General features: G+C 73.0%; 17 protein-coding genes. 5 read left to right on the forward strand and 12 right to left on the reverse strand.

Translation table 11 applies throughout. The annotated features are described in order from the left end of the window. Window positions 1–36 precede the first annotated feature (36 nt). The 4 genes from PSEJ31_RS0107785 to PSEJ31_RS0107800 are packed head-to-tail and all read right to left on the reverse strand — an operon-like array spanning window position 37 to window position 3,256. Window positions 37–972 (reverse strand): YbhN family protein, encoded by a 936-nt coding sequence (locus PSEJ31_RS0107785; RefSeq protein WP_028915135.1) that lies wholly within the window; start codon window positions 970–972, stop codon window positions 37–39. Further along, window positions 969–2,186 (reverse strand): cardiolipin synthase ClsB, encoded by a 1,218-nt coding sequence (gene clsB / locus PSEJ31_RS0107790; protein WP_037034797.1) that lies wholly within the window; start codon window positions 2,184–2,186, stop codon window positions 969–971. Before clsB ends, PSEJ31_RS0107785 begins: the two co-directional genes overlap by 4 nt. Further along, window positions 2,183–2,968 carry an endonuclease/exonuclease/phosphatase family protein gene (locus PSEJ31_RS0107795; protein ID WP_232211001.1) on the reverse strand — a complete coding sequence of 262 codons (786 nt, stop codon included), beginning with the start codon at window positions 2,966–2,968 and terminating at the stop codon, window positions 2,183–2,185. The genes clsB and PSEJ31_RS0107795 overlap by 4 nt, the downstream gene beginning before the upstream one ends. A gap of 9 nt (window positions 2,969–2,977) precedes the next feature. After that, window positions 2,978–3,256, reverse strand: a complete 279-nt coding sequence (locus PSEJ31_RS0107800) for a hypothetical protein (protein ID WP_028915138.1) — start codon at window positions 3,254–3,256, stop codon at window positions 2,978–2,980. A gap of 196 nt (window positions 3,257–3,452) precedes the next feature. On the opposite strand from PSEJ31_RS0107800, the gene PSEJ31_RS0107805 reads away from it, so the two are divergent. Further along, window positions 3,453–3,740 carry a hypothetical protein gene (locus tag PSEJ31_RS0107805; protein ID WP_028915139.1) on the forward strand — a complete coding sequence of 96 codons (288 nt, stop codon included), beginning with the start codon at window positions 3,453–3,455 and terminating at the stop codon, window positions 3,738–3,740. A 187-nt stretch (window positions 3,741–3,927) separates the two neighbouring features. Here the strand turns inward: PSEJ31_RS0107805 and PSEJ31_RS0107810 are convergent, their stop codons facing one another. Next, a complete protein-coding gene (locus PSEJ31_RS0107810) occupies window positions 3,928–4,599 on the reverse strand; it encodes an SDR family oxidoreductase (protein WP_028915140.1) in 672 nt (223 codons plus the stop codon). A 162-nt stretch (window positions 4,600–4,761) separates the two neighbouring features. Between PSEJ31_RS0107810 and PSEJ31_RS15840 the strand changes: the two genes are divergently transcribed. Then, window positions 4,762–5,532 (forward strand): glycine zipper domain-containing protein, encoded by a 771-nt coding sequence (locus PSEJ31_RS15840; RefSeq protein ID WP_037034799.1) that lies wholly within the window; start codon window positions 4,762–4,764, stop codon window positions 5,530–5,532. A gap of 111 nt (window positions 5,533–5,643) precedes the next feature. On the opposite strand, the gene PSEJ31_RS0107820 is transcribed toward PSEJ31_RS15840, so the two are convergent. Together PSEJ31_RS0107820 and PSEJ31_RS0107825 are read right to left on the reverse strand one after the other, a co-directional pair. Beyond that, complete coding sequence (locus PSEJ31_RS0107820) at window positions 5,644–6,129, reverse strand: pyridoxamine 5'-phosphate oxidase family protein (RefSeq protein ID WP_028915141.1); 486 nt, start codon at window positions 6,127–6,129, stop codon at window positions 5,644–5,646. Between the two features lie 20 nt (window positions 6,130–6,149). Further along, complete coding sequence (locus PSEJ31_RS0107825; RefSeq protein ID WP_019399070.1) at window positions 6,150–6,521, reverse strand: glycine zipper 2TM domain-containing protein; 372 nt, start codon at window positions 6,519–6,521, stop codon at window positions 6,150–6,152. A gap of 219 nt (window positions 6,522–6,740) precedes the next feature. Here PSEJ31_RS0107825 and PSEJ31_RS16900 point away from each other — a divergent pair, with 219 nt between their 5' ends. Beyond that, window positions 6,741–7,175, forward strand: coding sequence for a hypothetical protein (locus PSEJ31_RS16900; RefSeq protein ID WP_125077285.1), 435 nt, complete (start codon window positions 6,741–6,743; stop codon window positions 7,173–7,175). 129 nt (window positions 7,176–7,304) lie between these two features. On the opposite strand, the gene PSEJ31_RS0107835 is transcribed toward PSEJ31_RS16900, so the two are convergent. Beyond that, window positions 7,305–8,141 carry a GGDEF domain-containing protein gene (locus PSEJ31_RS0107835; RefSeq protein ID WP_019399068.1) on the reverse strand — a complete coding sequence of 279 codons (837 nt, stop codon included), beginning with the start codon at window positions 8,139–8,141 and terminating at the stop codon, window positions 7,305–7,307. Window positions 8,142–8,160: 19 nt separating this feature from the next. Between PSEJ31_RS0107835 and PSEJ31_RS0107840 the strand changes: the two genes are divergently transcribed. Beyond that, window positions 8,161–8,604 (forward strand): hypothetical protein, encoded by a 444-nt coding sequence (locus PSEJ31_RS0107840; protein ID WP_147208097.1) that lies wholly within the window; start codon window positions 8,161–8,163, stop codon window positions 8,602–8,604. A 397-nt stretch (window positions 8,605–9,001) separates the two neighbouring features. Here the strand turns inward: PSEJ31_RS0107840 and PSEJ31_RS0107845 are convergent, their stop codons facing one another. Continuing rightward, window positions 9,002–10,576 carry a tannase/feruloyl esterase family alpha/beta hydrolase gene (locus PSEJ31_RS0107845; protein WP_028915143.1) on the reverse strand — a complete coding sequence of 525 codons (1,575 nt, stop codon included), beginning with the start codon at window positions 10,574–10,576 and terminating at the stop codon, window positions 9,002–9,004. Between the two features lie 143 nt (window positions 10,577–10,719). After that, a complete protein-coding gene (locus tag PSEJ31_RS0107850; protein ID WP_156924935.1) occupies window positions 10,720–11,043 on the reverse strand; it encodes an excalibur calcium-binding domain-containing protein in 324 nt (107 codons plus the stop codon). A 353-nt stretch (window positions 11,044–11,396) separates the two neighbouring features. Here PSEJ31_RS0107850 and PSEJ31_RS0107860 point away from each other — a divergent pair, with 353 nt between their 5' ends. After that, on the forward strand, window positions 11,397–11,807 hold the full coding sequence (locus tag PSEJ31_RS0107860) for a hemerythrin domain-containing protein (protein ID WP_019399064.1): 411 nt from the start codon (window positions 11,397–11,399) through the stop codon (window positions 11,805–11,807). Between the two features lie 113 nt (window positions 11,808–11,920). On the opposite strand, the gene PSEJ31_RS0107865 is transcribed toward PSEJ31_RS0107860, so the two are convergent. Together PSEJ31_RS0107865 and PSEJ31_RS0107870 are read right to left on the reverse strand one after the other, a co-directional pair. After that, entirely contained in the window at window positions 11,921–12,568 is a 648-nt protein-coding gene (locus PSEJ31_RS0107865; protein WP_019399063.1) for a glutathione S-transferase family protein, read from the reverse strand. Continuing rightward, window positions 12,565–12,786 (reverse strand): DUF4287 domain-containing protein, encoded by a 222-nt coding sequence (locus PSEJ31_RS0107870; RefSeq protein WP_019399062.1) that lies wholly within the window; start codon window positions 12,784–12,786, stop codon window positions 12,565–12,567. The genes PSEJ31_RS0107865 and PSEJ31_RS0107870 overlap by 4 nt, the downstream gene beginning before the upstream one ends. Window positions 12,787–12,791 lie beyond the last annotated feature (5 nt).

Below are 12,791 nucleotides of genomic sequence, written 5' to 3' on the forward strand. Positions count from 1 at the left end.
GGGACCGGGGTGCTGGGGCGGGAGGTGGTTGCCGGCTCAGCCGGCGCGCGGAGCCGTGCGCGGAGGACGCCGTGCTTCCAGTGTCGCGTAGAGCACCAGGGCAATGGCCAGGGGCAGTACGTAGTAGAGCCCGCGCCAGGCCAGCAGGGCGGCGATGATTGCCGGTCGTCCCAGTTCCCCGCCCAGGGCCAGCAGGAAGGCCGATTCCCAGGCGCCAAGCCCGGCCGGGGTATGCAGCAGGGCTCCGGCCACCGCTGCGAGCAGCACCACCGCCAGCACCCGCGGATAGGCCACGCCATCGGGTAGCAGCACGAACATCAGCGCACCAATCAGTGCCCAGTTCAGGGTGGACAGCAGCAGCTGCCAGCCCGCGATGCGCAAGGTGGGCAGGGGCAGGCCATGGCCGCGCACCCGCAACGGGCGGCCCGGCCAGCGCGCACAGGCAAACAGGTAGGCCGCAACCAGCAGCAGCATGGCCGCGCCCAGTATCCGCCAGGCCGCTTCGGGCGCCACGCCGCCCGGCAGCGGCAGGCGCGCACTGGCCAGCACCATCCCCGCCAGCAGGCAGTAGCCGATCCAGTTGGTGGTGACCGCGTACAGCGCCACCCGCGCGATCGGGCCGCCCGCCAGGCCGGCACCGCGGTACAGGCGCAGGCGCATGCCACCACCGCCGACCAGCGCCCCGAAATTGAGGCTGAAGGCGTAGCTGACCAGGGCGATGCCGACGGTGCGCCGCGTGCCGACGCGATGCCCGACCTGGCGCCGCGCCAGCAGTTCGTAGCCGCAGTACAGGGCATAGCTGGCCGCCACCAGCGCCAGCGCGGTGGCCAACGTGCCCGCGCCGTAGCCGCGCAGGGCAGCGGCCACCGCGGCCCAGTCGGTCTGGCGCGCCAGCCGCAGCAGCAGCACCGCGACCACGCCCAGGACCGCGAGGGTGAGCAGCCGCAGCAGCAGGCGCCGGCGCGCGCTCATCGCCGCAGCGCCGCCAGCCAGCGGCGGGCCGTTGCGTCCTCCTTCGCGCGCCCGGGCGCGGCCAGGGTCTCCACCCACGGGGTGTGCGCCGGCAGCAACCCGGCCCAGCGCGGGAAATGGCGCAGCACGTGGTACAGCAGCGGCTGCGGCACCCGCCAGCGCGGGCGGCGGGCGAGGTCGGCCAGCGTCACCGCTTCGCAGTGGTGCTCCCACAGCCGCTGCAGGGAGGCCGCCAGGGTGCCGGCGAAGTCGCGGTCGCGCACCACCAGGTTGGCCTCGAGGTTGAGCGACAGGCTCAGCGGATCCAGGTTGCTGGAGCCGACCGTGGCCCAGTCGTCGTCCACCACCGCGACCTTGCCGTGGAACGGACGGGTGCAGTACTCGTGGATGCGCACCCCGTCGCGCAGCAGCTGGCGGTACAGGGTGCGCGCGGCCAGCGGCGCCGCAGGGGTATCCGGCTGGCCCTGCAGGATCAGCCGCACGTCCACGCCGCGGCGCGCGGCGGCGGCCAGGTCGTGCAGGAAGCCGTAGCCGGGGAAGAAATAGGCATTGGCCAGCAGGATGCGCTTGCGCGCGGCGCGGAACGCCGCGCGGTAGGCCTGCTCGATGTCGGTGCGGTGGCGGTCGTTGTCGCGCACGACGAAGGCCGCCCCTGCCTCGCCGGCGGGCGCCGCCGGCGTGGTGGCGGGCGCGGGTGCTTCGCCGGCCTGCGCGGCCACGAAGCGGTGGATCTCCGCGACCACCGGCCCACGCACTTCCACCGCGTAGTCCTGCTTGGAGTCAGGGCCGGTATGCAGCAGGTGGTCGGCCGAATAGTTGATGCCGCCGACGAAGGCGACCGTGCCGTCGACCACCAGCAGCTTGCGGTGCATGCGGCGGAACACGTTGAGGCGGATGCCCAGCGGCTGCGGTCCCGGGTCGTAGCTGCGCAGGACCACGCCGGCTTCGGCCAGCGCGGCGACGAAGGCGGCGGAGAAACCCGGCGAGCCGTAACCGTCCACCAGCACCGACACCCGCACGCCGCGCCGCGCCGCGTCCACCAGGCGCGCATGCAGCGCCTGGCCGACCTCGTCCTCGAACAGGATGAAGGTCTCCAGCAGGATCTCGCTCCGCGCGGCCTCGATCGCGGCGAACGCGCGCGCATAGTAGCCCTCGCCGTTCTCCAGCAGGCGCACCGCATTGCCCGGTTGCCAGCACGAAAGCCCGCCACTCATGCCGCCACCTCGCCGGAAACGCGCGCGTACAGCGGCAGGTGGTCGGACAGCCGCGACCAGGGCGCACCGCGCGGCATCGCCACCTCGTGCACCTGCAGGCCACGCACGTAGATGCGGTCCAGCGGCAGCAGCGGCCACAACGCGGGGAAGCTGCGCGCCAGCCGGCCGCGGCGCTGCTCGAAGACCTCCACCAGGCCGCAGTCCAGCACCTGGCGGTGGGCGGCGGCACGCCAGTCGTTGAAGTCGCCGGCCACCACCACCGGGGCATCCACCGGCACTTCGGCGCGCAGCACCTCGCGCAGCAGGCCGACCTGGCGGCGGCGATGGGCCTCGCGCAGGCCCAGGTGCACGCAGACCGCGTGCAGGTGCTGCGGGTGGCCGGGCAGTTCCAGCTCGCAATGCAGCAGCCCGCGGTTCTCGTGGCCGGCCACGGATACGTCGTGGTTGGCGTGGCGCACGATCGGCAGCCGCGACAGCAGCGCGTTGCCATGGTGGCCGTGCGGGTAGACCGCGTTGCGGCCGTAGGCGAACTGCGGCCACAGGGTGTCGGCCAGGTATTCGTAGTGCGGCACGTCCGGCCACTGCCGCCAGCGCCGGGCGCGTTCGCGGTGGTCGCCCTGCACTTCCTGCAGGAACACCAGGTCGGCACCCAGCGCGCGGATCGCCTCGCGCAGCCGCGGCAGCACGAAGCGTCGCTGCAGCATGTCCAGGCCCATGTGGATGTTGGTGGTCAGCACGCCCAACCCGGGCAGCGGCGGGACGGCTGGCGGCGCCATGGACATGGACGCGGCTCAGTCGTCGTCGCGGTCGCGCCCGGCGGCCTGTTCCAGCGCGTCGTGCTGGCCGAAGTCCGGCTGGGTGCTGCCATCGCGGCGCGGCCGGCCTTCCGGCTCGCCCTCGCCCAGCGATCCGCCCTTGCCGTGCCCGCGGGGGTACCAGCCTTCGCCTGAGCCCTCCGCGGGCAGCGGCGCGGACGGATCCTCGCGGCCGTGGCCGGACGGATCGGTGTCGGGGCCCTTGCCGCGGTAGGCGGACTGGCGTTCGTCGTGGGTGCCGGGTGGCTTGTTCATGGTGCGCTCCGGATCGGGATATGTCCGTCCGGATGCTGCGCCGCGCTGCATGAAACGCCCGTGGAATCGGCGCCGCGTTGCGGCCGGCATTCATCCGCACGCGGATGACGGCGCCTGCACCGCCGGGTCACGTCCGCCTAACCGCGCAACCTCCAACCTCGGATCTCCTTCCCCGCGAACACTGAGGAGCAAGACCATGGGAATCCTGCGCACCGCGGCGGTTGCCGCGCTTGGCGTCGTCGCCTACCGCGCCTGGCAGCGGCACAAGTCCGACGGCGGTTCCAACCACGCCGTGGCGGACGATGCCGGCGCCACGCCGCCGCATGGCGATCCCCGCCGCGAGGATATCGACGGCGGCGACGAAGCCCGCGCCAGCTCCGACGTCGTCGGCCTGGGCGGCACGCCCGATACCGCCGCCACCTTCGACGGCGAGGAATCCGAGCCGCCACGCGCGGCCCAGGCCAGTCCGGGGTTTGGGGGCTGACGCCGGCCATGCGGCAGTCCGGGCTCCTGCGGCCGGAGCCCGGCACCATCGCCTTTCCAGGCCAGTGGATCCGCCGTGCCGGATGAGGGATATCGCACGTACCTGCGAATGCCCGGCACGGTGGCCTGGCCGCCGCATCGGCATGCTCCCGGCAGGCAGGACCGCCCGCCTGCCGGGAGGAAGCGGCTTACCAGGGCAGCGGCGTGCCGTTGGCGTGCCAGAAGCTGCCGGTCTCGGCCAGGGTCAGGCCATCCAGGCGCGCGATCAGGTTGGCTGCCGCCTCGTCCGGACCGATGTCGCCCTGGCCACCAAGCATGTCGGTGCCGACCCGGCCCGGGTGCAGCAGGAACACCGCGATCCGGCGCGGAGCCAGGTCCACCGCCAGCGACTTGCCGATCGCGTTCACCGCCGCCTTGGAAGCGCGGTAGCCGTAGTAGGCGCCGGAACCGTTGTCCTCCACCGAGCCCATGCGGCTGGTGATGATGCCGATCTTGCCGCCGTCGGCCAGCTGCGCCTGCAGCGCCGCGGCCACGCGCAGCGGACCGAGGCTGTTGACCTCGAACTGGCGCTGGATGCGCGCGAACGCGTCCGCGTCCAGCGCCTCCAGGGTCTCGTTGCTGAAGATGCCGGCGTTGAGCACCAGCACGTCGATGCGCCGGCCCTGCAGCCGCTCCGGCAGCGTGGCCACGGCCTGCGCATCGGAAACGTCGACGCCGTCGATGACCTCCGCCCCGCTGGCGCGCAGCGCATCACTGGCCTGGCGGCACACGCCGATGACGGTTTCGCCGCGTGCGCGCAGCTGCTGCGCCAGCGACAGGCCAATGCCGCGGTTGGCGCCGGTGATCAGGTAGGTGGCCATGGGAACTCCTTGCAAAACGTGGGGTCGGCCATTCTAGACTTGCCCTCGCGAGGCCGCGCCTTCATCCGCGGCTGACACCCGGCACACGGCCGTTGAACGGTGCCGTTGCAAGGGTGCGGGTTTTCCCCGGCCCGCCAAGGGCCGTCTCCTGGAGGTGAGCCCATGAGCAAAGAACCCCGTGACCTCAACCGTGATCCGATCACCGGCGCGCCCGGTTCCCATCCGGTGGGCGTGGGCGTGGGTGGCACCGGCGGCGCCGTCGCCGGCGCCGCGGTCGGCTCGCTGCTGGGACCGATCGGCACGCTGGTCGGCGGCGCGGTCGGCGCGCTTGCCGGCGCCGCCGCCGGCAAGAACGTGGCCGAACGCCTGGATCCCACTGCCGAGGCCGAATACTGGCGCACCGAGTACGCCAACCGCCCCTACAACGACCCGGGCTTCGACTACGACAGCGACTACGCCCCGGCCTACCGCTACGGCCTGGACGTGCGCGAGCAGTCCGGTGCCGGCCAGCGCTGGGACGCCTCGCTGGAGGCACGCGCCCGCTCCGGCTGGGAGCAGGCCCGGGGCGGCTCGCGCCTGACCTGGGAGCAGGCACGCGACGCGGTGCGCGACGCGTTCGAGCGCTCGGACCGCACCTACCGCGCCTACGAGGCGACCGACGGTTACTACGCCGACCAGTACGAGGCGGCCGACTACTACCTCAGCGACTACGACTACGAGGACTACCGGCCGGCCTACCGCTACGGTACCTACGCCCGCAGCAACCTGCGCGGGCGGGTCTGGGACGCGGAACTGGAGCAGGAACTGGAGCGCGGCTGGGAAAGCGCGCGCGGCAGTTCGCGCCTGGACTGGGAGGACGCCCGCGACGCGGTGTGGGACGCCTGGCACGGCGCCGAGCGGTTGTTCCCGGACGACGGATACACGCGGCGCTGAGCGCCGCAACGGCAAGGCCCGGGCGCGCCGGGCCTTGCAGGGCAGCATCGCCGGACAACAGCGGAGGCGCGCCGGGCGCGCCTCCGCCGCCCCCTTTCCGGCCGGCCTGCCTCAGCCGAGGTCGACCCGCGCGACCTTGTCCTTGTAGTCCTGCTTGGGGTCGATGCCCATCAGCATCTTCACCCCGGCAAACAGGCTGTTCTCGTTGAGCCAGACCTCGCCCTGGTCCGGGTCCAGGCGCAGCAGGGCCAGCTTCGGATCGGCCTTGCCCTCATACCAGGCGGCGACGAACGGGTTCCACAGCCGCTCCACCACCGCGCGGTCGGTATCCACCGCCAGCTGCCCGCCGATGCTGGCGAACAGGTCGTGGTCCTTGGCCACGAACGCGGCCGTGGCCCGGCGCGGGCCGGACAGTTCGCGCACCAGGGCGTTGTCGGTGGAGGTGAAGAACCAGATCGGACCATGGCCTTCGTGCTCCAGCTGCGCGGTCATCGGCCGGGTGTGGCCGTCCTCCATGCCGTCCACGCCCAGCATCACGGTCATGTCCGACTTCAGCGCCTTCCAGAATTTGCGTTCGAGTTCCTCGGGACTGGCCATTTCCGGCTCCTGTGTGGGGATCAGCGCCAGACGCGCTCGCAGCGGGTCTCGACCTGGCGCTGGCCGCGCCGTTCCTGGTTGTTGCCCTGGATGTTGCGGCCGATGGCGCCACCGGCGACCGCGCCGCCGACCGTGGCCAGCTTCTTGCCCTTGCCACCGCCGACCTGGTTGCCGAGCAGGCCACCGATCACCGCACCGGTGGCGGTACCGGCAATGCGGTTGGGATCCTTGGTGTTCTGCGCGACCTCGACTTCCTCGCAGACCACGCGGCTGCCGTCACTGAAGCGGCGGCCCTCGTCCTCCGGTCCGTAGGTCTGCTGCGCGCCGGCCACGCCGGCTCCCAGCAGCAGCGGCGCGGCGGCCAGCAGGCGAAGCATCTTCCGGGTGTTCATGGAGGGTCCTCCGTCGTGTGTGTCCCCGCAGCCTTCCGCAGGCGCGGACAAACGACGGTGAAAAACCGGCGCTGCACGGGTGCGCACCGCAGCGGGGGTTCATCGACGTGAGACCCGTGAAAGTGTGAACTTCCGTGAAGGGGTCAGAATTCCCTGATAGCGCGCCCCCCCAGTGGCACGGGAAGCTTGCGCTGCAGGGGAAACAACCCACAGGTCGATATGTGCACAGCTGATCCTCGCGCCGCGGCGGGCGGTGGCCGCGACAGTGGCGGTCACCGGCCCCGGGCCGACCGCAGGTCCCGTTCTCCCGCTTGGTCGCGCTGGGCCTGGAGCGCCGGCACGGCCACCGCGGTCGCCGGCACCTGGCTGCTGGCGCGGGTCGCCGCCCCCGAAGTCGCCGGGCTGGCGGCGCTCACCGATTTCGCCGGCCGCGACAACGTGTTCCTGGGCGTGCTGTCCGGGCTGGGCGCGGCGCTGGCCGCCTACCTGGCACGCGGCGGCCGCGCCGCGGTCCGCCGCCGGCGCCAGCTGGTGGCCATCGCCCTGGGCCTGCTGGCGATCTGCAGCCTGTTGTTCGGGGCGCGCGGCCTGATCCTCATGCTGCTGCTGGAGGTGGCGCTGGCCGGCTCGTTCCCGCGCGAGGGGCCCTGCTAGCTCCTGCGCAGTGCCGGCGGCAGGTTGCCGGGACCAGGGGCGGATGCAGCCTGGCGCGGAGGCGCCGGGACACGGCTGCCCCGCAGGCCCGATGCCCGCGCGTGCGGACGACGTCCCCGGGGCGGCGGCTCAGCCGAGGGTGGCTTCTTCCAGCTGCGCCGCCTCGGCCGGCAGGGGCGCCGGCCCCTGGTCGCCCAGGGTGACCACCGTGGTGTGGCGGCCGCTGGCCTTGGCCTCGTACAGCGCCTGGTCGGCGCGCAGCAGCGCCTCGGTCACCGCCCTGCCCGGCTGCGGGTACAGGTAGTGCAGGCCGATGCTGAGGGTCAGCCGCTTGCCGGGCACGTGCGAGCCCTCGTGCTCGATGCCCAGGCCCGCGATGTCGGCATGGATCGCCGCCAGGGTGGTTTCCACGTCGGCCAGGCTGGCGTCGTACCAGACGCAGACGAATTCCTCGCCGCCGTGGCGGGCCACCATGTCCAGCGGCCCGCGCGCGTGCGCGCCCAGCACCCGGCCCACCGCGCGCAGCACGCGGTCGCCGGCCGGATGGCCGTAGCGGTCGTTGTAGGCCTTGAACCAGTCCACGTCCATCAGCGCGATGCCCAGCGGCCGCTGCTCGGCGCGGGCGCGCTGCCACACCGCGTCGATCCGCTCGGCGAAGGCGCGGCGGTTGGGCAGGCCGGTGAGGTAGTCGCGGTGGGCCATGCCGCGCAGCTGGCGCGCCATCAGGAAGTTGCCGCGCCCCTCCTGGTCCAGCACCCAGGCGGTGATGATGCCGATGATGTTGGTGGTGACGGTGAACACGGTGCGCATGGCCAGCTCGTCGGCCGGCAGGCCGGCCACCGCTTCGGCCAGCGGATACACCACGGTGGTGGTGGTGCCGCACAGGATCGCGGTGTGCAGGCGCATGGCGCCGCAGCCGTACAGGTACATCAGCACCAGCAGCACGCCCTCGTAGTCCAGCGGCATGCCCAGGGCGCGGGTGCGGGTGACCAGGACACAGGCAGGCCAGGCCGGCCAGGCGGTGCAGGATGCCGCGCCACTCCTCGCGGAACGAGGCGGCCAGCAGCAGCACCAGCGGCGCCACCATCAGCAGCAGGCGCAGGAACACCACCTCGCCCATGATCGGCGGGGGCGCCACGAACAGGTCGAGGATGGCGTAGGCCAGCAGCACGCCGACCGCAGCCCCCAGTGCCCAGCGGATGCGCGCCACCAGGGCGGCGTCCTGGAACAGGCGGTACTCGGCCTCCAGCTGCGGCTCGAACCGCCGCAACAGGCCATAGCGCCGCGGCGGGTTCACGGGATCGCCTTCACCGTCGGTGCGGAATGCAGTGGAAACCATCAGGACCGCTCGCTGGACTGGGAAGTCGCACCCCGCCGCAAACAGCAGGCGAGGTCCGAATCGTTAACGGCCGCCGCCCGCCGGACTTGAACGGTGCGTATGGAACGCGCAGGCCTGGGCCGGTGCCCGCCCGCGTACCGGGCTGGTGACCGGCTCCCGCCCACGCCCCCGGCGCGGCCTAGTGTCCCGGCATCCCCGCGGCCTGGCCATCGGGGAAGCTCCTACAGCAGGTCCGCCGGCGCCCGACGCCGCACGGCATGGAACCCGGCGCGGGTACGGCTGGCGACCCGCACGCCGGGCAGCCGCGGCGTCCATCGGACACACGGGCAACCGCTGTCGCCGCAACGTGGGCGCGAACGCCTCGCCAGGGCCGCGCCCCTGGTCGCGCACCCAGGTGCGCCCGGACCGAAGAACGGCGTGGCGAGCAGCAGCGGCATCGCGGCGCGGCCAGGCGGCCGCGCATGGAGGGAACAGGCCGGTGCCGGCCTCAGTCGCCGGTCTGGCAGATGTAGCTGTCCGGGTGGGCCGGATCACCGCCCTGGTAATGCGCATGGGTCGGGTACGGGCACAGCGGGCGCTCGCCCGGCAGGGCAGCCCCGCGCGCCAGCACCCGGCCGGGCGCGCGGCCCTGTTCCACCCACTCCACCAGCGGGGTCAGCAGGTCGAACTGGTCGCGCGCGGTGCCGCCGCCGCAATGGCCCATGCCCGGTACGAAGTAGAACCGCGCCGCGTCGTTCCAGGCCTGGGCGCCGTTGGCCGCCTCGGCGCGCCTGAAGTAGTCCAGCGTGTCCCAGGCCGAGAACCAGGGATCGCTGACGCCATGCACGTACATGGCCTTGCCGCCGCGGCCGAGGAAGCCGCCGAGGTTGGTCCAGGTGTCGGTGTCGGTCAGCATCTGCACCGCGTCGGCGCGCACCCGGCGGGCCTGGGCATCGGCGTCGAAGCCCTCGGCCGGGGGCATCACCGCGGCGAGGATGTCCGGCCCCTCGGCCGGCAGGAAGCCGGGGATGCCCGGGCCCTCGTACACGATGCCGGTGTCGTAGGGGTAGTCCACGTACAGCGGCGCGCCGGCCGCGTCGCGCGGTGCCTTGAACGCCTCCTCCAGCACCGCGACCTGGGCCGCGGAGAGGCAGCCGTCCTGCTTGCCGGCCTTGCACTGAAGGCGCTTCGGCTCGAAGCGGCAGGCCAGCACGTTCTCGATCACCCCGTCGGCCAGGCCGTCCAGGGCGTCGCACTGCGCCAGCAGTTCCTTCAGGACCAGCGCCTTGTCCGCGGCCGAATAGGTCCGCGCCAGCTGCGGCTTGCCTTGGGCATCGCGTGGCGCGGCCTGCATGAACCTGCTGCGCGCATGCGCCAGGGCCAGGTTGGAGAAGCCGGTGCGCATGGCCGGGGCCACCGCGATCACGCCGTCGAACAGCTCCGGATAGCGCTGGGTGGCGAGCATGGTCTCGCGGCCACCGGTGGAGCAACCGGCCATGTACGAATGGTGCGGCGCCTTGCCGTAGTAGCGCTCCACCAGCAGCAGCGCGGCCTGGGCGGTGGTGCCGACCGAGGCATGGGCGAAGTCCAGCGCGGCGCGCTGGTCGCGCATGAACGAGGCGTCGAAGCCCTCGCCCTTGTGCCCGCTGTCGGTGGAGACCACGGCAAAGCCGCGTGCCAGCGCAGGCGCGTCGCCGGCGGCGGTGGTGCCCAGTGCCGGGGCGATCGAACCGTTGAGCCCGCCGCCGCCCTGGAACAGGAAGCGCCCGTTCCAGCCCTCCGGCAGGGCCAGCTCGAAGCCGATGCCGTAGCGGACGCCATCGGCGCCGGTGCGGTCGTTGATCCGGCCGGAGACCTTGCAATGCGCCGGCAGCGGTACCGCCACCGGCGGCAGGTAGGGCTGCGCGCGCACCGTGCCCGGGGGCGCCGCGGGCACGCGCTCGGCCGCGGTCACTTCCAGCCGCAGCCGCGCATCGGTGAAGCCCACCAGCGCCTGGCACGCATCCGCGCCCTTGCCCGCGGCCAGCGCCTCGCCCGCCACGCCGCCCAGCAGCACCAGGCCCAGCAGGGCCGCTCCGGTCATCCGCATCGCATCCTCCCCTTGGTCACGGTTCCGTCCAGCCCGCGCGCGCCGGCAGCCGACGGCATGCAGCGCCTTTGCCGCGGACGGCGCAGACGGCCGCATCTTCCGGCACGCTTCCGGCGGAAGGCAATGCGGCGGCGCGGTTACTCGCAGCCGATGCCGTCGTTGTCGCGGTCCAGGTGCGGGCCGTAGCCGGGATCGCCGCGGCGTACCGGGGCGGCGCCGGCCGCGCGTGCCTCGGCGCAGTTGCGGAAGGCACGGCCATTGGCCGGGGCCGCGCGCGCGGGCGCCTGCAGCGACTGCGCCTGGCTGGCGGCATTGCCGGCGGGCGCGCGATGGCAGTGGTAGCTGCCGTTGCGGCGGTCGTGGTGGCAGCCCTCGGCGTTGAGCCCGCCGGGGTGGGCCTGCGCCAGCGGGGCCAGCGGCGCGAGCAGCACGACCAGCAGCAACCACCAAGACCTGGACATGCGCCTGTTGCGCATGGATCCCCCTCCCTCCCGGTGTCCGCACACAGGTACCGCCAAATGCCCTGGCATGCAATCGGACACTGGTTCACCCCTCCGGGACTGGGGCCGGGGCGGACCGGTCGTCGACGCAGGCGCATGCCTGCGCCGGCGGGAACCCCGCATCCTGCGACGCCTGCTCCGCCTCCGTCCTGCTGCATTTGCCCGCACGCGCCGCGGCGTGCATGCGTGGCCCAGGCCCTGCGGATTGCGGCCGGCATGGCCCGCGCTTGACCCAGGTCAGGGCACCACGAAGCGGCGACCGCCACAGTGCGCGCGTGGGCATCCGCCCATGCACGCGAGGACTGCAACACGCCATGGACATGGATCGCTACCACCGCGACCACGCGACGATCCTGGAGCAGATCGAGACCCTGCGCTCGCTGTCACGGGCCGGGATCGCCGGCAACGCCGGTGCCATCAGCCAGGCCATCGTCGGCACCGCCAGCCTGATCAAGTTCCACCTGGCGGCCGAGGACCAGGTGCTGTACCCGCGCCTGGCGCGCAGCGGCCGCGCCGACCTGGCCGCGCTCAGCTCCCGCTACCAGGCCGAGATGCAGGGCCTGGCCGAGGCCTTCGGCCGTTTCGTCGAGCGCTGGCGGGTGCCGGCGCGGCTGCAGGCCGACCCGGAAGCGTTCCGCAGCGACGCCAACACCGTGCTGCGGGCGCTGTACGAACGCCTGCGCCGCGAGGACCGGGAGCTGTATCCGGCCGCCGGCCGGCTCTGAGCGCGGCGCCGCCACCGGCGCGACGAAAGCGGCGGCGAAGAACGCCAGCGAGCCCAGGCCAGGCCCCAGGAACCGCATGTCCGCCATCGCCGGCACCTCGTGGCCGCGGGCAGCTAGGCCGCCTGCGGTACCGGCGGCAGCTCCGGTGCGTCCAGTCCGGCGAAGGGATCGGACCAGGCCGGAAGCGCCTCGATCCGCGCGTACCAGGCGCGGATCGCCGGATAGTCATGCAGCGGCAGGCCGGCGATCTGGTGGTGCGGCAGGAAGCTGGCCATGCGGAAGTCCGCATAGGAGATCCCGTCGCGCAACAGCCAGGGCCGCGCGGCCAGCTGTTCCTCCAGCAGCGCGGCGCTTTCGGCGAACAGCGCCAGGCCCTTGGCCACCTCGCCCCGGTCCACCGGTCCCAGGCCGTAGCGCTGCTTGGTCACGTACTCGAACTGGACCATGTCGCAGGCGCGCACGAAGTTCTGCTTGCCCCAGCTGAGCCATTGCAGCATTGCCGGCTCGTCCATGCCGGTGCGCCAGAACGGCGAACGCACCTCGCGCGCCAGCCGGCAGGCGATGGCGTCGGTTTCCCACAGGCTGCTGCCGTCGTCGTACACCAGGATCGGGACGCGCAGCGCCGGGGTGAGCGGGCGGTAGCGCTCGGCCTGGCCCGGCGCCAGCGGCGCGGCAAACTCGAACTGCACCGGCGCCTGCAGGTAGCGCGCGGTGGCCACGGCCAGGCGCGGGTTGGGGTTGCGGCTGTACAGCAGCTTCATGCGCCCCTCCCCTGCCGGCTGCGGTGCCAGGCGACGAGGGCATTGGCATGGCCGTGGCCCAGGCCGTGGGTCTGCCTGAGCAGGGCTACCTGGTCCATGTGCGCCAGTCCGGCGGTCTGGTCCAGCACCGCCAGCCAGTGGGCGATGGGCTTGCCGTAGGTTCGTTCGATCGAGGGGAAGTAGGACGCGGGCCCGGTGGCCCCTGCTGGATTGCCCATGGCGT

This window comes from Pseudoxanthomonas sp. J31, assembly GCF_000510725.1.
In the GTDB taxonomy this organism is placed as follows: Bacteria; Pseudomonadota; Gammaproteobacteria; order Xanthomonadales; family Xanthomonadaceae; genus Pseudoxanthomonas.